Raw genomic sequence first — 25,767 nt, 5'->3', positions numbered from 1 at the left:
CGACGGACGGGCGGGCCACCGGCCCGCCCGTCGCCGGGTTCAGGCCAGCGGGCCGATCTCGCGCTCGATGGCGGCCCGCAGCTCGGGCCCGGCCAGCACGGCCCGGGCGGCCTCCATCAGCGGGGCGAGGAACACGTCCGGCCCCGGCTCGCCGGCGATCCCGCCGAGCGCCGCGACAGCGGCCCGGCCGGCCGGCGACGGGTCGAGCGGGGCACGCAGCTGGAGACCGCGTACCGCGGCGAGCAGCTCGACCGCGAGCACGCTGGTCAGGTTGTCCAGCACGGTGCGCAGCTTCTTGGTCGCCGCCCAGCCCATCGAGACGTGGTCCTCCTGCATCCCGCTGGTGGGCAGCGAGTCCACCGAGGCGGGCGCGGCGAGCCGCCGGTTCTCCGCGACGATCCCCGCGGCCGTGTACTGGGCGATCATCAGCCCGGAGTTGACCCCGGCGTCGGGGGAGAGGAACGCCGGCAGCTCCCGGGACCGGGTGACGTCGAGCAGCCGGTCCACCCGCCGTTCGGCGATCGCGCCCACCTCGCTGGCGGCGATGGCCAGGAAGTCCGCGGCGAAGCCGAGCGGGGCGCCGTGGAAGTTCCCGGTCGACTCGACGCGGCCGTCCGGCAGCACCACCGGGTTGTCCACCACCGACACCAGCTCCCGGTCGGCCACCGTGCGGACGAAGTCCAGCGTGTCCCGAGCCGCGCCGGCCACCTGCGGGGCGCAGCGCATCGAGTACGCGTCCTGCACCGCGTGCGCCAGGTCGTCCCGGTGCGAGTCCATCACCCGCGAGTCCTGCAACAGCCGGTGGATGTTCGCCGCCGAGGCCGACTGCCCGGGGTGCGGCCGGATGGCGTGCAGCTCCGGCAGGAACGGCCGCTCCGAGCCGAGCATCGCCTCGATCGCGAGGGCGGCGGTGACGTCGGCCATCGTGAACAGGTGCGCGGCGTCGCGGATCGCCAGCAGCAGCATGCCGAGCATGCCGTCGGTGCCGTTGATCAGCGCCAGCCCCTCCTTGGCGGCCAGCTCGACCGGCGCCAGCCCGACCCGGCGCAGCGCGTCGGCGGCGGGAACCCGCTCGCCGGCCGGGCCGAGCACCCAGCCCTCGCCGAGCAGCACCAGCGCGCAGTGCGCCAGCGGCGCCAGGTCGCCGGAGGCGCCCAGCGAGCCGTGTTCGGGCACCCACGGCGTCACGTCGTGGTTGAGCAGGTCGACCAGCGCCTCGGCGACCAGCGGCCGGACCCCGGAGCGGCCGAGCGCCAGCGAGCGCACCCGCAGCAGCATCATCGCCCGGACCACCTCGCGGGGCATCGGCGCGCCCACCCCGGCGGCGTGCGAGCGGATCAGCGCGTGCTGCAGCTCGGCCCGCCGTTCCGGCGCGACGAAGGTGTTCGCCAGCGCCCCGAACCCGGTGGAGACGCCGTAGACCGGCCGGCCGGCGGCCTCGATGCCGTCGACGATGGCACGGCTGGTGGTCATGGCGTCCACGGTGGCCGGGTCGAGGATCACCTTCGCGGTGCCGCGCGCCACGGCGAGCACGTCGGAGGGGGAGATCCCGGTGGGCAGAATGGTCACGGTCGTCATTGGGGCACTCCGTTGCGCAGAACCTGGCGGATCAGTGGCACACCCGGCCGGTAGGCCAGGTGCAGGTGGGACGGGGCGTCGAGGATCATCAGGTCGGCCCGGGCCCCCGGCCGGAGCACCCCGACGTCGTCGCGGCGCAGCGCCCGCGCGCCGCCGGCGGTCGCGGCCCAGACCGCCTCGGCCGGGGTCATCCGCATCTCGCGTACGGCGAGGGCGAGGCAGAAGGGCATGGACGAGGTGTACGACGAGCCGGGGTTGCAGTCGGTCGCCAGCGCCACGGTGACGCCGGCGTCGAGGAGCCGGCGGGCGTCCGGGTAGGGCGAGCGGGTGGAGAACTCGGCGCCGGGCAGCAGGGTCGCCACGGTGGCGGTGTGCCCGTTGTCGAGCCGGGTCGAGGCCAGCGCGTCGACGTCGGTGTCGGTCAGGTGGGTGCAGTGGTCGACGCTCGCCGCGCCCAGCTCGACGCCGAGCTGGACGCCCGGCCCCGGGCCGAGCTGGTTCGCGTGCACCCGCACGCCCAGCCCGGCGGCCTGCCCGCAGGTCAGGATCGCCCGGGTGTGGTCGGCGTCGAAGGCGCCCCGCTCGCAGAAGACGTCGATCCAGCGCGCGTGCGGCGCGGCGGCGGCCAGCATCGGCCCGCAGACCAGGCCCACGTAGTCGTCCGGGCGGTCGGCGTACTCGGCCGGGACCACGTGGGCGCCGAGGAAGGTGGTCTCCTCGCTGACCTCGGCGGCGATCGCCAGCGAGCGGGCCTCGTCGGCGACGGTGAGGCCGTACCCGCTCTTGATCTCGATGGTGGTGGTGCCCTGCCGCAGCGCCTCGTCGCGCAGCCGGCGCACGGTGGCCCGCAGCTCGTCGTCCGAGGCGGCCCGGGTCGCGCCGACCGTGGTCCGGATGCCGCCGCCGGTGTACGGCTGCCCCGCCATCCGGGCGGCGAACTCGGCGGCCCGGTCCCCGGCGAAGACCAGGTGGGCGTGGCTGTCCACGAAGCCGGGGAGCACGGCGGCACCCCCGGCGTCGACCCGCCGGTCGGCGGCCGGCGCGTCCCGGGCCGGCCCGACCCAGGCCACCCGCCCGTCCTCGACCAGGAGCGCGACGTCGCGCCGGACGCCCAGCGGGCCGCCCTCACCGCCGACCGGGTCGTTGGTCACCAGCTCGCCGATGTCGTCGACCAGCAGACTGCTCAAGAGGTCACCTCCTCGATGGCCGCGCCCAGCTCGGCCGGCACGTCGACCGTCAGGTGGCGGCCGTCGCGCACCACCGCCCGGCCGTCCACCACGACCTGCGTGACGTCCGCGGCGGCCGCCGCGAACCAGACCCCCACCGGCGGTACGCCGGCCGTGCGAGGGCTGTCCAGGCGTACCGTCACCAGGTCGGCGCGGGCCCCCACGGCGATCCGCCCGGCGTCGCGCCAGCCCAGCGCGGCGTGGCCGGCCACGGTGGCGGCGTCGCGCAGCTCGGCGGCGCCGAAGTGGCCGCGGCGGCGGGTGCGCAGCCGCTCGTCCAGCTCGACCGCGCGCGCCTCCTCGAAGAGGTCGACCACGGCGTGGCTGTCGCTGCCCAGGCTGAGCGGCAGGCCCACGTCGGCCATCCGCCGGGCCGGGCCGATGCCGTCGGCCAGGTCCCGCTCGGTGGTGGGGCAGAGGCAGACGCCGCTGCCGGCGTCGCCGAGCAGCGTGAGGTCGCCGCTGGTCAGGTGGGTGGCGTGTACGGCCGTGGTGCCCGGGCCGAGCGCGCCGTGGTCGGCGAGCAGCCGGGTGGGGGTGCGGCCGTGGGCGGCCCGGCAGGCGTCGTTCTCGGCGGGCTGCTCGGACAGGTGCACGTGCAGGGGCGCGCCCCGCCGGTCCGCCCAGTTCGCCACGGTGGCGAGTTGCCCCGCCGGCACCGCGCGTACCGAGTGGATCGCGGCGCCCACCCGGGCGTGGTCGCCGTCGGGCGTGAACGCGGCGGCCCGCTCCGCCCAGTGCAGCGCGTCGCCGTCGCCGAACCGTCGCTGCGGCCCGGCCAGCGGCTGTCCGTCGACCGTGGCGGTGAGGTAGCAGGTGTCCAGCAGGGTGATCCGGATCCCGGCGTGCGCGGCGGCCTCGACCAGCGCCGCGCCCATCGCGTTCGGGTCGGCGTACGGGGTGCCGTCGGGGTTGTGGTGCAGGTAGTGGAACTCGCCCACGCAGGTGATGCCGGCCAGCGCCATCTCGGCGTAGACCGCCCGGGCCAGGGCCAGGTACGAGTCCGGGTCCAGGCGGGCGGCGACCGCGTACATCCGGTCGCGCCACGTCCAGAAGTCACCGCGCCCGCCGTGGGTGCGTCCGCGCAGCGCCCGGTGGAAGGCGTGCGAGTGCGCGTTGGCGAGCCCGGGCAGGGTCAGCCCGGGCAGCCGGACGGCGTCGCCGAGCACCTCCACGCCCGCGGTGACGCCGGACCCGGCGGTCAGCGGCGTGACGCCGGTGATCCGCCCGTCGGCCGTCTCGATCAGCACGTCGGCGGTCGGCTCGGCGTGGTCGGGCAGCCAGGCGTACTCGGCCAGCCAGCGGGTCCCGGTCATCTCGCCCGCCCCCTGTCGAGCTGAATCGTCTGCGACATCAGTCGATCACCACGAGGCCGAGTCGTCTGCGACATCAGCTCGACAGGCCACCGGCGGCGATCCCGGACCGCGTTCAGCGGCATGCCAGCTCCCCGAGGACCCGGGCCAGGGCGGTCACCCCGGCGGCGCAGTCGGCGTCGGTGGCCGACTCGGCGGGGGAGTGCGAGACCCCGGTCGGGTTGCGCACGAAGAGCATCGCCGTGGGCACGTGCGCGGCGAGCACCCCGGCGTCGTGGCCGGCCCCGGTGGGCAGCACCGGCGCGTCGAGCAGGGTCGCCAACCGGGCGGCCAGGCCGCCGTCGAAGGCGACCAGCGGGGTGGCCGACTCCTCGGTCAGCGCCACCTCCGTACCGTCGCGGCGGGCCCGCTCGGCGGCCTTCGCGCGGACCGCGTCGACCAACCCCGTCAGCGTCTCCGGCTCCGCGGCCCGGGCGTCGAGCCACCCCGTCACCTTCGACGGGATCGCGTTGGTGGCGTTCGGCTCCACCGACACCCGGCCGACCGTGGCGTGGGCACCGCGCAGCCGCGCCTCCTTGTTGGCCGCCAGCACGGTGAAGGCGTACGTCAGCATGGGGTCGCGGCGGTCGGCCATCCGGGTCGTGCCGGCGTGGTTTCCCTCGCCGGTGAACTCGAAGCGCCAGCGGCCGTGCGGCCAGATCGCGCTGGCGACCGCGACGGGCGCGTCGGCCTCGACCAGCGCGCGGCCCTGCTCGACGTGCAGCTCGACGAAGGCGGCGAAGCCGCCGACCAGCTCCGGCCGGGCGCCGGCCGGCCGGATGCCCAGCGCCTCGGCGAAGCTCACCCCGTCGGCGTCGCGCAACCCGGCCGCGCGGTCCACCGCGATCTCCCCGGTGAGCAGCCGCGACCCGAGGCAGGGTACGCCGAACCGCGCCCCCTCCTCCTCGACGAACGCGCCGACCACCACCGGGCGGGCCGGCGCGACGCCGGCCGCGCGCAGCTCGTCGACCGCGAGGAACGCGCTGACGATGCCGAGCGGCCCGTCGTACGCCCCGCCGTGCGGCACGGAGTCGAAGTGGCTGCCGGTCAGCACCGCGCCGCGGGCCTCCGGCTCACCCCACCAGGCGAACAGGTTGCCGTTGCCGTCATCGGTGACCGGCATGCCCCGGCGGTCGGCCTGCTCGCGGAACCACTCCCGCAGCCGCAGCTCCGGCTCGGTCAGCGCGTGGCGCAGGTAGCCGCCGCTGCGGTCGTCCCGCCCGATGGGCGCGATCTCGTCCCACAGCGCCCGGAACCGGCCGGCCAGCTCCGTCACGCGGCACCTTCCTCCGCCATCGGCACCCGCACGCCGGTGGCCTCCGCGACCTCGCGGGCGGCGTCGTAGCCGGCGTCGACGTGCCGGATGACGCCCATCGCCGGGTCGTTGGTGAGCACCCGCTCGATCTTCTGCCCGGCCAGGGCGGTGCCGTCGGCGACGCAGACCTGACCGGCGTGGATCGACCGCCCGATGCCCACCCCGCCGCCGTGGTGGATCGACACCCAGGAGGCCCCGCTGGCGGTGTTGACCAGCGCGTTGAGCAGCGGCCAGTCGGCCACGGCGTCGGAGCCGTCGGCCATCGCCTCGGTCTCCCGGTACGGGCTGGCCACGCTGCCGCAGTCGAGGTGGTCCCGGCCGATCACCACGGGCGCGGAGAGCTCGCCGGAGGCGACCATCTCGTTGAACCGCACCCCCGCCTTGTCCCGCTCGCCGTAGCCGAGCCAGCAGATCCGCGCCGGCAGGCCCTGGAAGGCGACCCGCTCACCGGCCATCCGGATCCACCGGGCCAGCGACTCGTTCTCCGGGAACAGGTCCAGGATGGCCCGGTCGGTGGCGGCGATGTCGGCCGGGTCGCCGGAGAGCGCCGCCCACCGGAACGGGCCCTTGCCCTCGCAGAACAACGGCCGGATGTACGCCGGCACGAAGCCCGGGAAGTCGAAGGCCCGCTCGAACCCGCCGAGCTTCGCCTCGCCGCGGATCGAGTTGCCGTAGTCGAAGACCTCCGCCCCGGCGTCGAGGAACCCGACCATCGCCTCGACGTGCTTCGCCATCGACGCCCGCGCCCGGTCGGTGAACTCGGCCGGTTTCGCCGCCGCGTGGTCCCGGGCGTCGGCCAGCTCCACCCCCTCCGGCAGGTACGACAGCGGGTCGTGCGCGCTGGTCTGGTCGGTGACGATGTCGATGTCGACGCCGCGGCGCAGCAGCTCCGGGAAGACGGTGGCCGCGTTGCCCACCACGCCGACGCTCAGCGCGCGGCGGTCCCGCTTCGCGGCGAGGGCCCGCTCGACGGCGTCGTCCAGGGAGTCGGCGACCTCGTCGAGGTAGCGGTCGTGCACCCGCCGGTCCAGCCGGCTGCGGTCCACGTCGACGATCAGGCAGACGCCGCCGTTCATGGTGACCGCCAGGGGCTGCGCCCCACCCATGCCGCCGCAGCCGGCGGTCAGCGTCAGCGTCCCGGCCAGCGTCCCGCCGAACCGTTTGGCGGCCACGGCGGCGAACGTCTCGTAGGTGCCCTGGAGGATGCCCTGGGTGCCGATGTAGATCCACGAGCCGGCGGTCATCTGCCCGTACATGGTCAGGCCGAGCTGTTCCAGGCGGCGGAACTCCGGCCAGGTGGCCCAGTCGCCGACCAGGTTGGAGTTGGCCAGCAGCACCCGGGGCGCCCACTCGTGCGTACGCAGGACGCCCACCGGCCGGCCGGACTGCACCAGCATGGTCTCGTCGTCGCGCAGGTCGGTCAGGGTGCGCACCAGCGCGTGGTACGACGGCCAGTCCCGCGCCGCCTTCCCGGTGCCGCCGTAGACCACCAGGTCCTCGGGGCGCTCGGCCACCTCCGGGTCGAGGTTGTTCATCAGCATCCGCAGCGCGGCCTCCTGGGGCCAACCACGGGCGGTGCGTTCGGTGCCGCGCGCGGCGCGGACGGGCTGGGACATCTCGGGTCTCCTCTCAGCCGAGGAACAACTGGCGGCGGGCGGCGGACGCCTCGAAGGCCTCCAACCGGCGTTGGGTGTCGGCGGGGTCGGCGTCGCAGATGGCCTGGAGCAGCACCATGGCCAGGGTCATCGGGGCGGTGTGCAGGTCGAAGACGAGCTGCGCGCCGACCGCGGCGGGGAGCACCACGTCGGCGTGCTCGGTGGCCGGGCTGACCGGCGAGTCGGTGATGGCCACCACCCGCAGGCCGGCGGCCCGCGCCTCGCGCAGCGCGTCGAGGGTCTCGCGGGGATAGCGGGGGAGCACGAAGGCGAGCAGGGCGCCGGCGCCGGCCGCCGCGGCCTGTTCGAGGCGGTCGGTGAGCAGGCTGCCGCCGTCGTCGAGCACCCGCACGTCGGGGTGCACCTTGGCGGCGAAGTACGCGAAGTACGCGGCCAGCGGCGCGGCGGCCCGCAGGCCGAGTACCGGCAGGGGGCGGCTGGCGGCCAGCAGCCTCCCGGTCTCGGCGATGCGGTCCCGGTCGGCGAGCTGCCCGGCGAGCCGGTCGAGGTTGCCGATCTCGGCGCGTACCGCCTGCTGGAGCTCGTTGCCCGTGTCGGCGGGACCGCCCGACGCGCCGGCGGTCAGCTCGCGGAGCCGGCGGCGCAGCGCGGGGTAGCCGTCGTGGCCGAGCGCCACCGCGAACCGGGTGACCGACGGCTGGCTGACCCCCGCCAGCTCGGCCACCTCGGCCGCCGACAGGTACGCCACGGTCGGCGCGTGCTGCACCAGGCAGTGCGCGATCCGGCGCTGGGTCGGGGTGAGCCGGACCCCCTGGAAGAGGCCCGACACCTGCTCGGTGGGCGCCGCGACAGCTCCTTCATTCACGCCGGAACTCTATGCATAGAAACTTTCAGAGGGCAAGCCACCTGCCGGAACGCATGTGGCACGGGACCGGCGAGGAACCGCCTGCCGCCCAAGTGGGCCCGTTGCGCGTCCCGGGGCTGTCGGGCCCGAGACCGTCGGGCGGAAGCGCTGGCGCCGCCTCTGTAGGATCCGCACGGCGGTTGAGCAGAGGAGTTGGCATGCAGCCGGCAGGTCCCTACAGGTTCACCCATGTGCTCGGCGGGTCCCCGGTGGGTAAGGCGTGGGCGGCCATCGACGAGCAGGGACGCCTCGTCACCGTGGCCGTCCTGGACGCCAACGTCGCCGCTGCTCCCGGTTGGCGGGAAGCGTTCGCCGGGATGACGAACTCACTGGCGCAGGCGGCGGACCCCCTGCCCTACGCCTACGCCGACTTCTCGGCCGCCGCGCCCTGGGTGGCGTATTCGGCAGAGGTTGGACCGGGGGCGGAGAAGCTGTTCCGCGCGCTCGGCGTGGAGTACACTCCGGTGCCGACCGAACGCCCGGTCTCGGGCATGCCCCAGCCGGTCAGCGAGGTGGCTGATTCCGTCTCCGGTGTTCCGCACCAGGTCTCCGGGGTTCCCCAGCCCGTGTCGGGGGTGCCGCACGTGCCCTGGGCGGTGCAGGCGGCCCCGGTCTCCGGCCAACCGGTGTCGGCGGGCCCGGCCCCGGTCTCGGCCGCTCCGGCCTTGCCCGCCGCGTCCCAGGGCGTCCCGGTACCGGCGGCCGGCGCCACGGTCCAGATGCCGGTCGTGCAGCCCGGCCCGTCTACCGGATCGCCGAACGACCCGTTCGCCGCGCAGGACCGCCGCATCACGCCCTCCGAGCCGCGCCGTCGGCGAACCGGGCTCCTGGTCGGGATCGCCGCGCTGGTCCTGGTGGTGCTCGCCGGCGCCGGTGGCGTGTTCTTCTGGGCGGGTTCGGATGACGACGCGCCGCCGCAGGTGGCGGGGTCGCCGAGCGGCACGGCAGGACCACCGGCGTTGCCGACGTCACCGCCGCAGTCGCCCGGCATCGAGCCGCCCAAGCCCGGCGCGTGGCCGACCCAGTGGCCGAGGTTCAACGAGCGGGACACGCTGCAGACACTGACCGATCTCGAGGGAATCAGCTTCCCGGTCAAGCTTCCGACGAACTGGAAATGCACGCTCGCTGCCCGTACCGAAGGGTTCGTCAAGCACAACTGCGGCAACGGCGAGTCGGGCAACAAGATGACCGGCGGCGAGCTGATCGTGCGGGACTGCCGTGAGCCGTGCAACGAGCAGTGGCAGAACGCCATGCGCGCGGTCGAGGAGGCGTGGGGCGCGCAGTGGATCCGCAGTGGTCAGTACGCCAGCTACGCCGAGCAGATCATCGAGGTCGACGGTCAGAAGCGGCATGGCCTGGTCGTCGTCGCGTACTTCCGCAGCGGAGAATCGGGAGCAATCGATCGTCAGGTCGTGATCCGGATGACCTCTCCCGTGTCGGAGGCCTACCAGTTGCGCCGCTTCGCGAGCTACATCCGGGACGTCGTCGTCTTCTGACCACGTCGTCGGGAGCGGCCGCCACGGTTCGAGCCCATGCCATGTGAGGCTGGTCCCGCATGCCTCGCCCCTGCCATTGCCACGACCCGGAGGTCCGGATTGCGTTCCGTCAGGTGCAGGACGTGCCGTAGCCATGCTCACGCGACCGTGACCGGGCGAACCGGTTGCGTGGTGGAACGTCGATGAGCCTTGCCTCGTCGACACCCGATGCGGCGCTCCGCCCCCTCGCCGACCACTCCGTCGCGCTGATCCACGAGTGGTTCGGGGCCACGGGCGGCTCCGAGCAGGTGTTCCTCAGCATGGCGGAGGTCGTGCCGCACGCGGACCGCTTCGTCCTCTGGAAGGACGACGACGCGACGGTGGACCAGGAGCTCCACGAATCCTGGATGGCGAAGACCCCGTTGCGGCGCAGCAAGGCGCTCGCCCTTCCGCTCATGCCGCTGACGTGGCGGACGCTGACCCGCAAGAAGTACGACTTCGTCATCTCGTCGAGTCACGCCTTCGCGCACACCGTGAAGATCGGCGACCCGGACCGGACGCGGCACCTGAGCTACGTGCACTCACCCGCCCGCTACGTCTGGAGCCCGGAGCTGGATCAGCGCGGCGCGAACAGCATGCTGGCGCCGATGCGCGCCGTGCTGCAGGCCGGGGACAAGCGGCTGAGCCGGCACGTCCACAGCTATGCGGCGAACTCCCTCGAGGTACAGGGACGGATCCGTCGCTTCTGGGGGCGCGACGCCCGGGTGATCAACCCACCGGTGGAGGTGGAGTACTTCGGGGCGGCCCCGCCGGAGGTGCGCAACCAGGACCGCCGCTACCTTCTGGGCGTCGGCCGCTGGATCCCGTACAAGAACTTCGACCTGATGATCGAGATCGCCGCGGCGGCCCGCCTGCCGCTGGTGATCGCCGGCGGCGGGCCGGAGGAGGAGAACCTGCGGCGGCTCGCGGCCCGCGTCGACGTACCGGTCGAGTTCGAGTTCCGGCCAACGAAGGAACGGCTCCGGGAGCTCTACTGGGGAGCCCTGGCGCTGCTCTACCCGGCGCTGGAGGACTTCGGCATGATCCCGGTGGAGGCGCAGGCCTGCGGTACGCCGGTCGTGGGCTGGGCCCGCGGCGGGTTGCTGGAGACCGTGGTGACGGGCGAGACCGGCTTCCTGCTCAACGCCACCGACCCGGCCGCGTACGTGGACCCCGTCCGTCGGGCGGCGGAACTGTCCGTGGCGGCGACGATGGCCAACGCGCGACGGTTCACCCCGCAGGCATTCCAGGCGAACATCGCCGCCTGGTTGGCGGACGAGGCGTAGGCGACCCGACGCCGACGGAGGCGACAGCGGCCCCGGTATTGGCTTCGCCTGCCGCCTCCCCTACTCTGGCGCCGGGCTCAGTGCACTGCGAGCTGGAGATGACTTTATGGTGACGGCGTCGGCGCCGGAGCATGCCCGACTCGGCGAGGTTCCTGTGGCGAACGTGCTGATGCTGGGAACGGCCGAGTGGGACTCCCCGATCGCGACCAACCAGCACTACGTCGCGCGGGAACTCGCCCGTACCACCAACGTGACGTTCGTCGAGTCACTGGGCCTGCGCCGGCCCAAGCTCCGGCGGGACGACGTCGTCCGGATGGCCTCGCGGGTCCGGCGGGCGCTGGGTGACCGGGGGGAGACTCCGGCGCACCGGCCCCGGCCGGCCGGGGCGGAGATCGTGTCGCCGCTCGTGCTGCCGGTGCACCGGGCGCCGACGCTCCCGCTCAACCGGGCGCTGCTACGACGCGCCACCGGCACCTGGCTCCGCAGCCCGCGTCCGCGGGTCCTCTGGACGTTCACGCCGGTCACCTACGGGCTGGAAGCCGCAGCGGACGTCGTGATCTACCACTGCGTGGACCTCCTGGCGACCTTCCCCGGCGTGGACGGCGTCGCCGTGGGCCGCGGGGAGAAGGCGCTGTCGTCGCGTACCGGCCTCGCCATCGCCACCAGCCAGGCGGTCCACGAGCATCTCGTCGCCGCCGGCTTCCCGCGGATCGAACTCCTGCCGAACGTCGCGGACGTGTCGGTGTTCACGGCGGCGAGCAGGTCGGCGGCCGAGCGTCGTCCCGCCGTCCTCTTCTCCGGGAACCTCACGGTCCACAAGCTCGACATGCGACTCCTCGAGTCGGTCGCCAGCGCCCTGCGCGGTCGTGGCGAGCTGCTGCTGGCCGGCCCGCTCGCCGCCGGCGGGGGCAGTTTCGACGCGGAGCTGCGGCGTCTCGAGGAGCTGGGGGCCCGCCACTTCGGCGTCCTGACGCCCGCCCAGCTCGCCGAGGTCGCCGGCACCTGCGCGGTCGGGCTCATCCCCTACGCGATCAACGACTACACCCGGGGTGTCAGCCCCCTGAAGTGCTTCGAGTACCTGTCCTCGGGCCTGGCGGTGCTGAGCACCGGGCTTCCGTCGGTGACCGAGCTGGCCCGGACCAACTCGCACGTGACGGTGGCCGAGGGTGACGACTTCGTGGCCCGCCTGGTGGAGCTGCTCCAGCCGGTCACCGACGCCGTCGTGACCGACCGAATGACGAGCGCGGCAGAGCACGGGTGGGAAGGCCGCGGCGCGGTGCTGCGTACGCTGCTGGAGACGGAACTGGCCCGTGGCCGATAGCGGGCCATGAGCAACGATCGTCGATCGCGTCGCGGTCACACGGGGGTGTCGGGTGGTTCGGGCATGAGCCGGGTCCTGGTGATCAGCGTCGAGCCGCCCTGGCCGGCACAGCACGGCGGGCGTATTCGTACGGCCCGGGTGGCCGAGGCGCTGAGCCGTCACGTCGAGGTGCTGGTCGCGTTCCCCGACCACGGCACGCGGCAGCCGGACCCGCCGGTCGCCACCCGCCCGCTGCGGTGGACACCGCCGTCGACGGTCCGTACCCGGGCGTCGGGCCGGCCCCACCTGGGCGGCCACTACATGGTGCCCATCGCGGAGTCTCTCGACGCGCTCTGCGACGAGTTCCGGCCCGACGCGGTGTACTGGTCCCACTCCTACCTCGCGGCGTGGGCGCCCCCGGCGTTCCAACGGGTGCCGCACATCGTCGAGTTCGCCAACATCGAGAGCCGACGCCTCCGCACTCTGGTGACGTCGGCCCAGGGGTGGCAGCGGATGGCCCGCCGCGCCGAGGCGACCAAGGCCGGCTTCTGGGAGCCCCGGGTCGCCGCCCGCGCCGCGCTCTGCGTCGCGCTCTCCCAGCCGGACCTGGACGTGCTGAGCAGGTGGGCGAGCGACGTCGTCCTCGCCCCCAACGGTGTGGACCTTTGGCCCTACCACCCGTCCCCACCGGACGGATACGTCCTCGCCCTGGCGTCGTACGACTACGAGCCGAACGTGCTGGCGCTGCGGACGCTGGTGCGGGACGTCTGGCCGCTCGTCCGCGCCGGGTCTCCCGAGGCCCGGCTTGTGATCGCCGGCCGGCGGAGCGAGGCGCTGGCCCCAGAGTTCGACGGCGTTCCCGGGGTGACCGTCCTCGGCACGCTCGACGACGTGTCGGAGGCGTACGCCGCAGCCGCGGTGACCGTCGCGCCCGCCACCACCGGCGGCGGCTCGCAGCTCAAACTGACCGAGTCGATGTCGCGGGGGCGGTCCGTCGTGATGAGCCGGTTCGCGGCGCAGGGCCTTCCGGACGCGGTGCGGGACGCCGACGCCTACTGGGTGGGCGACGAGCCGCACTCCTTCGCCGAGGCGGTCGTCGACGCGGTGCGGAACGTGCCCGCGCGGCGTGCGCGGGAGCACACCGCGTGGCAGCGCTGTGAGGCGCTCGGCTGGTCCCGGACGGTCGGCGAGGTGGTCGACTCCGTGACGGCCCTCGCCAGCGGGAAGGCGGCGTCGTGATCCGGCGCGTCCACCTCGTCGAGTCGGGCGGCCGGGGCGGGGTCTTCAACCACTCGGTCGAGGTCGCCGCTGGCCTGGCGGAACTCGGTGTGGACGTGGTCGTGCACACCGCCGACGACTGCGACGCGGTGCCCGCCTCGGTGCGCCTGTGCCGGTGCGTCACCTGGCACCGTGCCTCACCCAACCGCGTGGTCCGGCAGGCCCGCACGTCGGCGCGCTACGTCCTGCGGACGCTGCCGCACCTGTTCCGGGCGATCGACGCCCAGGACGTCGTCCACATCCAGGGCATGTTCGCGCTGACCCCGGAACTGGTCTCGGTGGCCCGGCGCCGCGCCGCGACCGTGGTCGCCAGTCCGCACAACACCTTCGTCCGGTCGAACGCCCCGGGCGGCGGCCGGGCGCTGCGCAGCGCGCTCGAGGACTCCGACCGGATCCTCGTCTATTCGGACGCCGACCGGCAGAAGCTGCTCGACCGGGGAATGGCGAACGTCGCCCGGGTCCCCCTGGTGCAGTGGACCCCGCCCGCGGATGCGGCCCTCGTCGAGCGCTGGCGTGCCGAGCTGAAGCCGGACGGGGGCAGGCTCGCCCTCCTGCCCGGTCAGGTCCGCAGCGACAAGAACCCGGAGTTGTTCGTCCGGGCCGTGGCGGAACTGCCCGACTGGCGGGGTGCGGTGGTCGGCGAGGACCTCGGGCCGGGCCGGCAGGTGGACGCGCTGATCGCCCAGACCGGGGCGGCGGTGACGACCGCCTACCGCTACCTGGGCGTCGACGAGTTCACCGCGCTGGTCGCGGCCGCCGACGTGGTCGTCGCCCCGTACCAGATCGCCAGCCAGTCCGGTGTCCTGGCGGTGGCGGCCCGGCTCGGTGTGCCGACCGCGGTCGCACCGTGTGGCGGTCTGGGCGAGCTGGCCACCGCTGTCGCCCGGGACACCAGCGTCGGGGCGGTACGGGACGCCATCGCCGCCGCGTACGAGACCGGTGCGACGCCGCTCGACACGGCCGACGCCGCCGGTCGCTTCCTCCACGAGTACACCGTCGCCCAGCAGAGCCGGACCGATGGCCGGATCCACGTCGGCTGAGGAGAGAACCGCCTTGTCCACGTTGACCGTCACGATGGTGTCCGTCTCGGAGACCGCCGGTGGCGCCGAGGCGCACGCCGTCGCGCTTGGCCAGGGCATGCGGGAGCGCGGCCACGACGTCGTCCTGTACGGCCAGTGCCCGGGCTGGGAGGAGCGCGGTCTGGACCGGCGGGAGATCGGGCTCGGGCCGAAGTGGTCGCGCAGGACGATGGCCGCCGGACTCCTGCGGGTGCCCCTCGAACGGCGCCGGACGCAGGTCGTCGCCGACTCCTCGATCTACTACCTCCAGTTCAAACGCGAACAGATCGCCCTGACCGCGCCGCTGTCCCGCCGAGCGCCGGTGGTCTGGACGGAGCACGGGCGGTGGATGGGCGGCCCGGCCGGTCGTCTGCTGCTCGCGGGCTACGCGCGCGCCGCCGAGCACGTCTCGCGGGTGGTCTGCGTCAGCGAGGCCGTGGCCGGTGACCTCGAACCGGTGATCGGGCGGGACAAGCTCGTCGTGGTGCCCAACTCGATCGACACCCGGCGCTACGCTGCCCCGCCGGCCACGACGCGGGCAGCGTTGCGCGAGCGGTTGCTGCCGAGCCGCTTCCACGACCGTCGGGTCGCCATCCTCGCCGCGCGGCTGCACCCCGCCAAGCGCCACGACCGGGCGATCGCGGCGGCGCTGGTCAGCGGAAGCGCGCTGGTCGTTGTGGGCGACGGGCCGGACCGTGAGCGGCTGGAGCAGCTCACCGGCGGCAGCGCCGACGTGCACTTCACGGGTCACCGGAACGACGTGCCCGACCTTCTCGCGGCCAGCGACTTCTACATCTACTGCGGGGCGGAGACCGACGGCACGCCGACCTGCGTCCTAGAGGCTGCCGCCGGAGGGCTGCCGATCGTGGCCTTCGACGGCGATCCCGGCACCGAGCTCGTGCCCCGCTGCGGTGGCCTCGTGATCGGGGACCCGGCGGAGCTGACCCCTGGGACGGCGGCGGCGCTGCTGGACCTCCGGGGCAGCGGCGTCGCGTACGTCGAGCAGCGGCACGGCCGCGAGACCTGGCTGGACGCGTACGAACAGATCTTCGGGGAGTGCCTCCGGTGACCTCACCTGGGAAGACGACGACCGGGCCGGGGGATCGGGACACCGCGCCGGTGGGCACCGTCCCGGCGGATCCCGGAACGACCGGCAACGCGGCCGGTACGGGAGCGGAGGGCGCGCGATCGGCGCGCGGGCTCAGCATGGCCACGGCCATCTCCCTCGGGCTCCGGCTGCTGGGCATGGTCGTGGGGATGGCGACCACGTCCGTGCTCGCCCGTTACCTCAACCCGGACGGGTACGGCGTCTTCGCCCTCGCGCTTACCCTCGGCACGGCGGCGGCGCAGGTCGCCGACATGGGTACGACGATCACGGTGAGCTCCCGGATCGCGCGGGAGAAGGAGTCCGCTGGCCGCATCCTGAGCACTGGCCTGGTCATCCGCACGTCGGTGGCGCTGGCCGCGACCGTCGCCCTGCTCGTCGCGGCCGCCCAGGGGCTGTTCGGGCAGTCCAGCGCGGTCGTCAGCGTCGTCGCGATCGCGACGCCGCTCTCCGCGGCCTCCATCCTAACCGCCGGGGCGACGGCCCGGTTCCGTCCCGAGGTGTCGTCCGTCCTCGCTCTCGTCCAGGGCGTCCTCTGGCTGGTGGCGGTCGTCGTCATCGCGCGTACCGGCGGGGACCTCGTCCTGCTCGCCTGGTTCTTCGTCGCCGTCGTCACGCTGCAGACCGGCATCGGCGTGGCGATCAACCGGCGACTGGTGCCCCTCGGCCGGCCGTCCTGGTCGGAGGCGGGTCGGATCCTCGCGCTGAGCTGGCCCCTCGCGATCAGCTCGCTGGCGGTCATGGCCTACTACCGCCTCGGCTCGGTGATCCTGTTCCACCTCCAAGGCGCCGCCGAGGTCGGCTACTACTCGGCCGCCTACAAATTCCTGGACGTCGCCCAACTCGGCCCGGCCATGCTGGTGGCGCCGCTGCTGCCGATCGTGGCGACCAGCATGTCCATGGACCCGCACCGTCGAAAGCTGATCTTCAGCCTGGCCACGCGTACCGGCGCCGTGATCGGTGTCGGCACGGCGGTCCTGCTGATCGCGCTCGCTCCCGCCCTCGTCGCCTACCTCTACGGTGACGATTTCGGCCCGGCGGTCACGCCGCTGATCCTGCTCGCCGTGGCCTTCGTCGGCGTCACCCTCGGCTATGTCGGCACGACGATCTGCTCGGCGCTGGGCGTCGCACGGCCGATCGCCGCGTTGACCGTCACGGTGGCGGTGGTCAACCTCGCGGCACAGTTCTGGGCGTGCGCCCGCTGGGGAGCCATCGGTGCCGCGGCGGTCGCGGCGGGGACGGAACTGGTCATCGGCATCGCCACCTGCCTGCTGGCCGCCCGGACGATGGCGTCGCGGCTGCCCGTGCGCGAGGTGGCGAGCGTGTTGATCGGCGGAGCGGCCACGATCCTCGTGCTGTGGCTGGTCCGGTTCCCGTGGCCGGCCGAGGCGGCGTTGGCCGGCGGCATGTTCGGTGTCGCGGTGCTGGTCTCGCGGGCGCTCACCCTGGCGGACCTCAGGCGCGTGCTGTCCCGCAAGGCCCTGTGACACGGCCGGCACCGCCGGTCAGTAGGTGGCGCCGGTCTGGAGGTTCTGCCAGGTCAACCCGGCACACACCACGGGTCCCGTCCCGCACGACAGCCGGTCGTTCGTGTTCGTGGCCGAACTGCGCTCGGCGCGGACGAGCCGGCTGACGTCGACGGCCAGGTCCAGCGCGTACGAGGTGACCGAACCGCCGGAGGCGATCGAGACCCCCTGCGCGCCGGGCGCGGTCCGCAGGGTGTTGCCCCGCACCACCGCGGCACCCGAACCGCGCACCTTCGCGACCCCGCCGGTGGTGTCGTCGATGGTGACGCGCGACAACAGCAGATCGGTGCGGGTGTTGAGGTCGACCAGCCAGGTCTTTCCGGCCGTCCGTACGTTGGTGAAGGTCACCTTCGGTAGGGTGTGGGTCGCCGCGGTGGCGGTGACCAGGCCGCCACCCCGTCCGGCGACGCCCGTGTCCGACACGCTCGCCTGCCGTACCGTGGCGTTCGCCGCCCACCGGGGAAGCTCCAGCAGGTAGCTGTCGCCGGGCGACGCGGCGCTGATCGCCCGTACGGTCAGGTCGTCCACCGCGCCGGCGACCTGCAGGACGCTGGCGCCGGCAGCCGACGCGGCGACGGTCAGCCGGTCCACCCGTAGCCGCTGGATCCGGGCCGTGGGATCGACGCGCACGACGGGCCCGGCGCCGAGGTGAGCGACGTCGACCCCTTCGACGGTCAGCTCCGCGACGGTCGCGGCGGCGACGGGCGAGACCCGTAGCAGCGCTCCGTCCGCGCCGGGATCTGCGAACTTGATCCCGCGGACGCGGACGCGGGCGACGTTCGAGCCGTTGAGGTACACCAGGTGCCGGCCGGGGATGGTGGCCGCCGTGATCTGCTCGACGACGAGGTCGTCGACTCGGCCGCCGGTGGTGCGCCATTCGGCGGTGTCGTCGCCAGCCCAGATGACGTTGTTGCGGGCGCGGCCGGCGACGCCGCGGACGGTGGTGCGCAGCGCCGCAGTCTCCGGCGATCCGCCGAGCACCTTGACCAGCGCCGCGGCCGAGGCCACGTCGACGTCCTCGATGACCGTGTCGGTGACCGGTCCCCAGACGTCGTCGTAGGCCTCCCAGTCGCGCGGGGTGATGGCCACCGTGTCGTCGCCCGTCGACCCCCGGAGCGTGGCGATCCTGGTCCGCGCGGCAGGCCCCTGGATGTGCACGCCGTCGGACTGCACGGCGAATCGGATCCGGGTGACGGTGGCGTCGGTGACGTCGCCGAGGGAGATGGCGTACTTGTCGCCGGAGGACTCCACCGCCAGCCCTTTGAGCACGAGGTGGTCCACCCGCCGGAACCGCAGCGTGTGAAGGTCGACGCCGCGGCCACCGACACCGTCGGCGCGGACCCAGGTGCCGCCGATCACCGAGATGTCCCGGTCCCGACCGCCGTCGGCGACGGCCGCGTTGGCGAGCAGGTTGCAGGCGCTGCCCGCCGTCAGTGTGACCGTGCACTCCGCCATGGCCAGCGTCGTGCCGCTGTGCACCACGAGGGGGGCGCTGACCTGGTAGTGGGCGCCCCGGGGGCCCCGGACGAGGCCACCCGCGCCGACGCGGAGGGCGGCGTTGAGTGCGGCGGTGTCGTCGCCCCCGGACGGGGCGGGCAGCACGATGCGCCTCGGCCTCGGGGAGTCGCCGGCCAGCACCAGGCCGCCGGCTGCGGCGATCAGGCTGCGGCGGGTGATCATCTGCGACTCCGGGCGTGCGTCGGCTACCTCGTCAGGAGGCCGTGGCGGCGCACCCGGTCACACACCGGAGACACGCCGCGGGCATCGTACTGAAACCACCCGGCTGCGGGTACGTCGGGCGAAACTTCCGGTGGCGTTCGGCGTCGTCGCGCCTGATACTGTTGCCGCGACGGCCGCCGGCCGTGATGTTCGACCTGCCACAAGGCACGACCGCTCTGGTCACAGGGTTGCTTCGGCTGTGGTCGTCCCGCGACTGTCACGGCAACCGGTTCCGGTTGTTGTCAGCGGGTTCTCTTGGCGAAGGCGGCGATGGGTTCCAGAGGGACGTCGACTGGCTCGGGCAGCGACAGCGCCAACGTCCAACTGCCCCTCGGCCAACCCGACGTCGCGGGCGCGGCCGGGTCCGAACCCCGTCCGGCGCACGCCTCCGGCTGGCGGTCCCGCGCCGCGGCTCCGCTCGCCGCCATAGTCCGGAGGCCACTCGGGTGGGTGTCGTTGGCGGCCGCGGCGCTCTCCGCCGCCTACACCGTCTGGACGCTTCCGTCACCCGCCGGGGTCGTCGTCGCGGTGGCACTGCCTCTCCTCGTGCTTCGCGTTCCCCTGACGGGCCTCGTGCTCGTGGCCCTGCTCGCTCAGGAGATCAAACCCAACGGGCGTTTCGGGGAGCTGACGACGCTGGGTCACCAGGTGTTCTTCGGGCCCGGGAAGCTGCCCATCGTCCTGCCGCTCGCGGTGACGGCCGCGCTCGCGGCTGCCGCCCGGTGGTGGCCGCCGAAGCGACTCCGCCTCCGGTCGACCGGAGGCGCGTTGCTCGGGCTCGCCGCGGCCCTCGTCGCCCTGGCCGTCGGCAGCGGCCTGTTCCACGGGCAGTCAATCTTCTCCGCCGTCAACCAGAACGCCCGACCCTTCGTCCTGCTGCTCCTGGGCCTCGTCCTCGGGATGAGTCTGCAGTCGCTCCGGGACGACCGGAGATCGCTCCCGGTGACGGTCGGCGCGGGTCTGACCGGCCTGCTTCTCGCGGCGGCCGTCGCCATCCCCCTCGGTGAGATCGCCGACGACAGGCTCAGCGCCTATTTCGTCTACTACGATTCCGCGCTACCCGCGGTTGCGGCCGCCGTGTTCGTCGGCATGCTCGGGGACCGAGGGTGGCGCTGGGACTGGCGCCACTTGGCGGTGATCGTCGCCGCGCCGCTCCTCATCGTGTTCAGCTTCCGCCGGAGCGTGTGGCTCGCGGCTCTCGTCGTCCTCATCGCCGCCTTCGTGGTCGGCTGGGCGCGGTGGCGACCGATGGTCCGACAGCTCGCCTTCGCGGGTCTCGTGGTGGGGGTGGTCGTCCTTGCCCTCCCGGGCCTCGCCGCGGACATCGGGCTCCGAAGCGTGGGCAGCTTCGAGGCTGGCAGCCGCGAAGCCACCACGAGCGGCCGATGGGTGGCTGGCAGCGCACCGGCCAGGAGCAGCGCGCCGGCCAGGAGCAGCGCGCCGGCCAGGAGCAGCGCGCCGGCCAGCAGCAGTGCGCCGGCCCCGAGCGCCGCGTCGAACCCGAGCCGCGAGCCGAATCCAAGCCGCGAGCCGGGCCCGAGTCGCGAGTCCGTGCCGAGCGGCGCGCCAGACCCGAGTCGCGAACCGGCCGCGGCGACCCCCGGCCCGACGCCGCCGGCCGGGCCCACCAACCGGCCCGCCCCGTCGGGCCAACCGGCATCGGCCGCGCCGAAGCAGGACAGCGCAGCGCACCAGTCGGCGTCGACGAGCGGGCACATCAGCGATCTGCGCGTCGGGTGGGACCACGTCCGGGCGAACCTCTGGACCGGGGGTGGGCCCTCTCTCGCCGCAACTGGCGGGACTGACCGCCAACACCGCGACCCGGGTGTACGTGCATAACGAACTGCTACAAAACTGGCTGCGGTACGGCCCCGTAGCGCCGGTGCTGGTGATTCTCTTCCTGTCGGTCGCCGGCCTTTCGGCACTGGGGCGCCTCCGCGATCCCGGCAGCAACGTCGTCGTCCGGACGGCGGCCGCGTTCTGTCTGATCGCACCTCTGTGCTTCATGACCGCGCCTTTCCTGTCCGAGACGAGCCGGTGGCCGCTGTTGATGGGCATCGCTGCTGGAATCCTCGCGCGGTTCGGCCGGAAGCCGGGCGGACGCGATCCGCAGCCCGGCAGGGCCGGAGCGGGGTGGCCGGGGACCGCCGGCGGCACCGCGTACCCGCCCCCGCCGAGGGCCGGAGCGCCGAGCACGTGAGGTCGCTGTCGCAGCAGGTGCAGCACAGAGGCCGGTGGAGCCTGGTTTGGAGGTCATGGTGACAGGCGTGCCGTTACGTGAGAGCGAGGCGAGCCGTCCGGCCGCGGTGTCCGTGGTCGTTCCCACCCGGAACAGGAGTCAGCTCGCCTACGAGAGAGCGCTGTGGGCGCTGGCGCAACCCGCCGTGCGAGAGGTGGTCTTCGTCGTTGACGGGAGCACGGACGACACAGCGGCCCGGTTGCAGAGTCTCGCCGATCAGGACTCCCGGCTCCGCGTCATCGTCAACGAGCGCAACGTCGGCCCCCCGAAGGCCAAGAACCTGGGCATCCGCGCGGCGACGTCGGAGTGGGTGCTCATCATCGACGACGACGACATTCCCAGCGACAACCTCATCGCCGAACTTCTCCGCGTCGCCCACGAGGCCGGTGCCGACGTCGTCGGCGTGCCGTGGTTCAACGTCGGCGAGGGTGAGAGCGTCGAGGACCGGATCGCCCGGGCACCGAGAGCACCGGGCGGCCCCCGACTGGACCAGCCCGGATTCTTCCCCGAGACGGAGTGGGCGCGGTGTGTCTGGATGCCGGCGAACGCGCTGTTCCGGCGGTCGGTCTTCGACGCCGTGTCGTACGACGAGTCGTACTTCGGTAACTACTACCGCGAGGAGACGGACCTGTACGTGTCGGCGGCGCGGGCGGGCCGTCGGGTCCTGGTGACGGATCGGGGCTACACGTACATCCGCTCACGGACCGGTGGCGGCATCGATCGCGGGTCGAAGCTCCGGTACGAGTACTCCGTGCTCCGGAACAACTGGTACTTCCTTCGCAAGCACGGCGCGTGGCTGCGCCAGGAGGGCCTGATCCGTGGCGCCGCCCGGGAGCAACTGTCGCTGATCGCCCGACGGACCAAGCCCCTCGCCCGCGCCGCCGGCCGGCGTCTCACCCGGTGGGCGCGGCGATGAGGGTCGCCATCGTCAGCCCGAACCCGGCCAACAACTCCGGCGGCGTCGAGCGGTTCTGTCACACCCTCAGCGACGTGATCGGACGGCTCGGCGGTGTGGCCAGCGTCGTGGGTGCCACCGAAGTCGACACGGTCGCCCACGACCTGGCGATCACGAACGGGATGGTCAGCCGCCGCACGGCGGCGCCGCGGATCCACGTCTATCACGGGTGCTGGGTGGACCACGTCCGGTTGGGAACCCGGACCAACTCGTACTCCCTGCCCTGGCGGACACAGTTCCTCGTCAAGGGGGCGGCGAAGGAGATCTGGGCGGGCGCCAACGCGTACCGGATCGCCGTCTCGCAGCCGACGGCGGCGGAGGTGGAGCAGTGGTACCGGTTCCGGGTCCACCGCGTCATCCCGAACGGGATCGACACCGCGACGTTCGCGATCGGCGACCGCGATGACGCCCGTGCACAGCTGCGGGTCTCCCCGGACGAACGGCTCGCCCTCTTCATCGGCCGCGCGGAGGCGCGCAAGCGGCCGGACATCGCCGCCGCCGCCGCGTCCCGCGCCGGCTACCGGCTGTTGGCCGCCGGCTCGGGCTCCGTCGACGGCGCGACCAGCCTCGGGGTGCTGTCGCCGACGGAACTGCGGACCTGGATCCAGGCGGTCGACTGCGTGCTCGCGCCCAGCGACTACGAGGCGTGTTCGCTGGCCATCCTGGAGGCCATGGCCACCGGCACGGCGGTCGTGACGACGCGGGTGGGTTACGTCCGCACGCTCGTCGACCACGTGCCGGACTACCGCGACCTGACCGCGCCCGCCGGTGACCTCGACGAGTTCACGCGGGCGCTGACGATGCTGCCGTCCCGGCGTCAGGCGGTCGACAAGGCCACCGCGTTCGTGCGGGCGGAGAACAGCCTGGAGCGCTTCGCGGAGCACTGGTCGGCGGCGATCGACGAGGTGATGACGAGGACGGCCGCGGAAGGCAGCTAGCAGCTGCCCGAATTGCCGTCCTCGCCGCCGGTCACCCGGCCCGCCCGGTCAGCGGCCGCCACCGCGGAATACCTCCGCGATCGTACGCAACACGACCTTGATGTCGAGCCAGAGCGACCAGTTCTCGACGTAGTAGTTGTCGAACCGAGCCCGGTCGGAGATCGGCGTGTCGCCTCGCAGGCCGCTGACCTGGGCGAGGCCGGTCAGCCCGACGGGAACCCGGTGACGCGCCGCGTAGGTCGGGTACTCCGCCGAGAACTTCTCGACGAAGTACGGCCGCTCCGGTCGCGGCCCGACCACGCTCATGTCGCCGCGCAGGATGTTCCACAGCTGGGGCAGCTCGTCCAGCGACGTCCGGCGCATGAACCGGCCGATCGGACCGACCCGCTTGTCGTGCGCGATCGACCAGTTGGTCTGGGACTCCTGCTCGTTCACCGGCCGCATCGACCGGAACTTGATGACCTTGAACGGCTTGCCGTAACGGCCGATCCGCTCCTGATAGAAGAAGATGCCCGGGCCTCCGTCGATAAACGTGGCGATGGCACAGAGCAGCAGCACCGGGCTCAGCACGATCAGCGCGACGGCGGCGAACAACATGTCGGAGGCGCGCTTGAAGGCCCACCGTGGACCGGAGAGCGAGATGTCACCGATCTTGACGATCGGGATGGCTCCGATGTGGTCGGGGTATCCGCCCTGTGAGCGGGAGCCCCAGAGGCGCGGCACCGCCCAGAGGTCGCAGCGCGAGCTGCGGGGCAGCAGCAGGGTCTCCATGAGGGTGGACTCGAGGCAGTCAGGGTCGGCGATGACCAGCACCTCGCACTCCGACAGCCGGACCAGTTGTTCGAGGTCGTCGAGCGTGCCGATGAGCGGAAGCGATCCGGTGCCCTGGCGCGACGCGGCGTCGACGCAGCCGACGAACCGCAGACCGTACTGCGGGTACCGGCGCAGCAGCCGGGCGAGTTCGAGAGCGATCGGACCGCTGCCGATGATGATGGCGTTGTGCTCCACCCACCGGCGCTTGCGCAGGACGATGGTGAGCGCCCTGCTGAGCGCACGGCCGACGATCACCAGCCCCGCCGAGAGCGCGACGCCCCGCATGAACCCGCCGACGTACTCCACCGAGGAGTGCCGCTCCGCCGCGATGATGGCCACCACCGCGGCGGAGGCCAACAGCCGCCCGCAGAGGCTCGGCAGTTCGTCGAGGATGCTCACGTGCCGGCGGGGCCGGTAGAGCCCACCGGCCGCGAAGATGGCCACGGTGAGGGCGGCGTTGGCCAGGGTCCCGCGCCAGTAGTTCTGGCTGAGCAGCAGCGGAGCGAGCAGCGCGGCGACGTCGATGGGAACCGTCATCATCCATACCCGCAGCCCGCGCGTGCGGGAGGATGCCTTGGAACCGGCGTAGGGCAGGACCGCGGTCGTGTCAAGACCGGCCCGGGGGGCCGCCGGGGCGGCCTCCGGCTCATTGGTCATCGGGCCGGCGGAGAACCGGGCCGCGAAACCCTCGCCGCCGACGACATCCTGCTGCGGTGCGAACGTCTGCTGCGCCACACCGCCGAAGTGTGTCGGAGGCGTGGGATGACTGGTCGCCGGTTGGCTTGACATGGTCGACCCTTCCCCGTGAAAGCCCCTGGCCACGCTATATAGCTCGAGGGCGACCGCAGGATACGACCGGGCCGGACCTGGCCGCCATAGCCGGCAAGCCAGTTCACAGTCCTACTTTGCGGCTGACAGGATCTCCGGCACCGCGTCGCGGCGGACCGCGTCGAAGAGACGCTTGGCCTTCGCCGTGTCGGCGAGGACGACGCTCTCGTTGCCCATCCGGCCCGTCCCCTTCGTGGGGCAGGTGAAGAAGCCCAGGTTGCCGCTGCGCAGGTGACGGAGTTCCATCGCGAGGTCCAGGAGGGACATCGACTGGTCCACCGCCACCGCGTTCGTCGTGGCCTTCACGAAGGAGTTCAGCTTCGCGGGGTTGGCGAGCACACCGCCGGAGGCCGCCTTGTCCAGGATCGCCTTGATCACCTGCTGCTGATGCTTGATCCGCCTGAAGTCGCCGTCGGCGAAGGCGTAACGCTCCCGGGCGTAGTCGAGCGCGGCGGCCCCGTCCATGGTCTGCCGGCCCGCGACGAACTCCCGCCGGCCGTCCGGGTTCAGCGAGTGCGTCGAGGTGAAGGCCTTCTCGACAGTGATCTCGATGCCGCCCAGGGCGTCGACGATCTCCTTGAAGCCGGCGAAGTCGACCATCGTCACGTGGTCGATGCGGACGCCCGTGAACTTCTCGACCGTCTGGACCATCAGCGGAACGCCGCCCCACGCGTACGAGGCGTTGATCTTCGCGTCGCGGCCGCCGCGCCCCTCGGGAGATTCGGGCACGTTGACCCAGGTGTCGCGGGGGATCGAGATGAGCTGGGCGCTCGACCGGTCCCTCGGCAGGTGGGCCAGGATGATCGTGTCGGTCCGGGAGCCGGAACTGTTCTCCGGGTCGCGGGAGTCGCTGCCCAGGACCATGATGTTCATTGCGCCCTTGGCCACGACCTGCGGACGGGACTCCTCCGGCACCCCGTCGAAGGCGTCGACGCGCTCGATGTCGGATTCGACGGAGCGGAGGTAGAGCCCGCCCGCGATCATGCCGCCGCCGCCGACCACCGCCAACACCAAAAGGGTGATCAGTGCGATCCGCTGCCACCGCGGACGCGGCCGCCGACGCCTGCCGGTCGACTGCTCCGGTGTTGGGGGGAGGTCCAGGATGTGGGTCTCGGGCTCCGCGTACGACTGGCGATGGGGCATGGCGTGATGCTACTTATTCCGGTTCCGGTCCGTGTACCCCCGTCCGTGCCGCATGAATAGACCTCTTGACCGAA

Annotated in this window: 20 protein-coding genes; 11 read left to right on the top strand and 9 right to left on the bottom strand. The window is 73.1% G+C overall.

Translation table 11 applies throughout. From position 1 onward, the window contains the following. Window positions 1-39: 39 nt before the first annotated feature. The 6 genes from hutH to ACGF7U_RS28050 all read right to left on the bottom strand — a co-directional run bounded on the left by hutH (window position 40) and on the right by ACGF7U_RS28050 (window position 7,952). On the bottom strand, window positions 40-1,578 hold the full coding sequence (gene hutH, locus ACGF7U_RS28075) for a histidine ammonia-lyase (protein WP_393111683.1): 1,539 nt from the start codon (window positions 1,576-1,578) through the stop codon (window positions 40-42). After that, a complete protein-coding gene (gene hutI, locus ACGF7U_RS28070; RefSeq protein WP_393111681.1) occupies window positions 1,575-2,765 on the bottom strand; it encodes an imidazolonepropionase in 1,191 nt (396 codons plus the stop codon). The genes hutH and hutI overlap by 4 nt, the downstream gene beginning before the upstream one ends. After that, on the bottom strand, window positions 2,762-4,120 hold the full coding sequence (locus tag ACGF7U_RS28065) for a formimidoylglutamate deiminase (RefSeq protein ID WP_393111679.1): 1,359 nt from the start codon (window positions 4,118-4,120) through the stop codon (window positions 2,762-2,764). The genes hutI and ACGF7U_RS28065 overlap by 4 nt, the downstream gene beginning before the upstream one ends. Window positions 4,121-4,232: 112 nt before the next feature. Continuing rightward, on the bottom strand, window positions 4,233-5,432 hold the full coding sequence (locus tag ACGF7U_RS28060; protein ID WP_393111677.1) for an allantoate amidohydrolase: 1,200 nt from the start codon (window positions 5,430-5,432) through the stop codon (window positions 4,233-4,235). Further along, window positions 5,429-7,087, bottom strand: a complete 1,659-nt coding sequence (gene hutU / locus ACGF7U_RS28055) for a urocanate hydratase (RefSeq protein WP_393111674.1) — start codon at window positions 7,085-7,087, stop codon at window positions 5,429-5,431. The genes ACGF7U_RS28060 and hutU overlap by 4 nt, the downstream gene beginning before the upstream one ends. A gap of 13 nt (window positions 7,088-7,100) precedes the next feature. Further along, complete coding sequence (locus tag ACGF7U_RS28050; RefSeq protein WP_393111671.1) at window positions 7,101-7,952, bottom strand: MurR/RpiR family transcriptional regulator; 852 nt, start codon at window positions 7,950-7,952, stop codon at window positions 7,101-7,103. A 296-nt stretch (window positions 7,953-8,248) separates the two neighbouring features. Between ACGF7U_RS28050 and ACGF7U_RS28045 the strand changes: the two genes are divergently transcribed. From ACGF7U_RS28045 to ACGF7U_RS28015, 7 genes are all read left to right on the top strand, one after another. After that, window positions 8,249-9,487 (top strand): hypothetical protein, encoded by a 1,239-nt coding sequence (locus tag ACGF7U_RS28045; protein ID WP_393111669.1) that lies wholly within the window; start codon window positions 8,249-8,251, stop codon window positions 9,485-9,487. 182 nt (window positions 9,488-9,669) lie between these two features. Then, on the top strand, window positions 9,670-10,791 hold the full coding sequence (locus ACGF7U_RS28040; protein ID WP_393111667.1) for a glycosyltransferase: 1,122 nt from the start codon (window positions 9,670-9,672) through the stop codon (window positions 10,789-10,791). A 154-nt stretch (window positions 10,792-10,945) separates the two neighbouring features. Then, window positions 10,946-12,112, top strand: a complete 1,167-nt coding sequence (locus ACGF7U_RS28035) for a glycosyl transferase family 1 (RefSeq protein ID WP_393111665.1) — start codon at window positions 10,946-10,948, stop codon at window positions 12,110-12,112. A 63-nt stretch (window positions 12,113-12,175) separates the two neighbouring features. Then, a complete protein-coding gene (locus ACGF7U_RS28030) occupies window positions 12,176-13,330 on the top strand; it encodes a glycosyltransferase (protein ID WP_393111663.1) in 1,155 nt (384 codons plus the stop codon). Beyond that, the gene (locus ACGF7U_RS28025) at window positions 13,327-14,409 is read left to right on the top strand and encodes a glycosyltransferase (RefSeq protein WP_393111661.1); all 1,083 of its coding nucleotides are present in this window, start codon (window positions 13,327-13,329) and stop codon (window positions 14,407-14,409) included. The genes ACGF7U_RS28030 and ACGF7U_RS28025 overlap by 4 nt, the downstream gene beginning before the upstream one ends. 13 nt (window positions 14,410-14,422) lie before the next feature. Next, window positions 14,423-15,496: a glycosyltransferase family 4 protein gene (locus tag ACGF7U_RS28020; RefSeq protein ID WP_393111659.1), complete on the top strand. Its 1,074-nt coding sequence runs from the start codon at window positions 14,423-14,425 to the stop codon at window positions 15,494-15,496. A 137-nt stretch (window positions 15,497-15,633) separates the two neighbouring features. Next, a complete protein-coding gene (locus ACGF7U_RS28015) occupies window positions 15,634-17,019 on the top strand; it encodes an oligosaccharide flippase family protein (RefSeq protein WP_393111657.1) in 1,386 nt (461 codons plus the stop codon). 18 nt (window positions 17,020-17,037) lie between these two features. Here the strand turns inward: ACGF7U_RS28015 and ACGF7U_RS28010 are convergent, their stop codons facing one another. Further along, window positions 17,038-18,738 carry a hypothetical protein gene (locus ACGF7U_RS28010; RefSeq protein WP_393111655.1) on the bottom strand — a complete coding sequence of 567 codons (1,701 nt, stop codon included), beginning with the start codon at window positions 18,736-18,738 and terminating at the stop codon, window positions 17,038-17,040. A gap of 489 nt (window positions 18,739-19,227) precedes the next feature. On the opposite strand from ACGF7U_RS28010, the gene ACGF7U_RS28005 reads away from it, so the two are divergent. The 4 genes from ACGF7U_RS28005 to ACGF7U_RS27990 all read left to right on the top strand — a co-directional run bounded on the left by ACGF7U_RS28005 (window position 19,228) and on the right by ACGF7U_RS27990 (window position 22,909). Next, a complete protein-coding gene (locus ACGF7U_RS28005; RefSeq protein ID WP_393111653.1) occupies window positions 19,228-20,616 on the top strand; it encodes a hypothetical protein in 1,389 nt (462 codons plus the stop codon). A gap of 43 nt (window positions 20,617-20,659) precedes the next feature. Continuing rightward, entirely contained in the window at window positions 20,660-20,977 is a 318-nt protein-coding gene (locus ACGF7U_RS28000) for a hypothetical protein (RefSeq protein ID WP_393111651.1), read from the top strand. Window positions 20,978-21,044: 67 nt separating this feature from the next. Then, a complete protein-coding gene (locus tag ACGF7U_RS27995) occupies window positions 21,045-21,932 on the top strand; it encodes a glycosyltransferase family 2 protein (protein ID WP_393111649.1) in 888 nt (295 codons plus the stop codon). Then, a complete protein-coding gene (locus tag ACGF7U_RS27990) occupies window positions 21,929-22,909 on the top strand; it encodes a glycosyltransferase family 4 protein (RefSeq protein ID WP_393111647.1) in 981 nt (326 codons plus the stop codon). The genes ACGF7U_RS27995 and ACGF7U_RS27990 overlap by 4 nt, the downstream gene beginning before the upstream one ends. A 48-nt stretch (window positions 22,910-22,957) precedes the next feature. Here the strand turns inward: ACGF7U_RS27990 and ACGF7U_RS27985 are convergent, their stop codons facing one another. Next, a complete protein-coding gene (locus ACGF7U_RS27985) occupies window positions 22,958-24,379 on the bottom strand; it encodes a sugar transferase (protein WP_393111797.1) in 1,422 nt (473 codons plus the stop codon). Window positions 24,380-24,622: 243 nt separating this feature from the next. Beyond that, a complete protein-coding gene (locus tag ACGF7U_RS27980; RefSeq protein ID WP_393111645.1) occupies window positions 24,623-25,693 on the bottom strand; it encodes an LCP family protein in 1,071 nt (356 codons plus the stop codon). Window positions 25,694-25,767 lie beyond the last annotated feature (74 nt).

It is taken from the genome of Micromonospora sp. NPDC047670 (genome assembly GCF_043204915.1).
Classification (GTDB): domain Bacteria; phylum Actinomycetota; class Actinomycetes; order Mycobacteriales; family Micromonosporaceae; genus Micromonospora.
The sequence above is the reverse complement of the archived record's forward strand: the minus strand, read 5'-3'. Positions and strand labels throughout refer to the sequence as shown.

Excerpts from the sequence above, each read along its gene's own strand:
- hutH (WP_393111683.1), bottom strand. The coding sequence starts at position 1,578 with ATGACGACCGTGACCATTCTGCCCACCGGGATCTCCCCCTCCGACGTG.
- ACGF7U_RS28065 (WP_393111679.1), bottom strand. The coding sequence starts at position 4,120 with ATGACCGGGACCCGCTGGCTGGCCGAGTACGCCTGGCTGCCCGACCAC.
- hutU (WP_393111674.1), bottom strand. The coding sequence starts at position 7,087 with ATGTCCCAGCCCGTCCGCGCCGCGCGCGGCACCGAACGCACCGCCCGT.
- ACGF7U_RS28040 (WP_393111667.1), top strand. The coding sequence starts at position 9,670 with ATGAGCCTTGCCTCGTCGACACCCGATGCGGCGCTCCGCCCCCTCGCC.
- ACGF7U_RS28030 (WP_393111663.1), top strand. The coding sequence starts at position 12,176 with ATGAGCCGGGTCCTGGTGATCAGCGTCGAGCCGCCCTGGCCGGCACAG.
- ACGF7U_RS28015 (WP_393111657.1), top strand. The coding sequence starts at position 15,634 with ATGGCCACGGCCATCTCCCTCGGGCTCCGGCTGCTGGGCATGGTCGTG.
- ACGF7U_RS28010 (WP_393111655.1), bottom strand. The coding sequence starts at position 18,738 with ATGATCACCCGCCGCAGCCTGATCGCCGCAGCCGGCGGCCTGGTGCTG.
- ACGF7U_RS27990 (WP_393111647.1), top strand. The coding sequence starts at position 21,929 with ATGAGGGTCGCCATCGTCAGCCCGAACCCGGCCAACAACTCCGGCGGC.
- ACGF7U_RS27985 (WP_393111797.1), bottom strand. The coding sequence starts at position 24,379 with ATGACCAATGAGCCGGAGGCCGCCCCGGCGGCCCCCCGGGCCGGTCTT.
- ACGF7U_RS27980 (WP_393111645.1), bottom strand. The coding sequence starts at position 25,693 with ATGCCCCATCGCCAGTCGTACGCGGAGCCCGAGACCCACATCCTGGAC.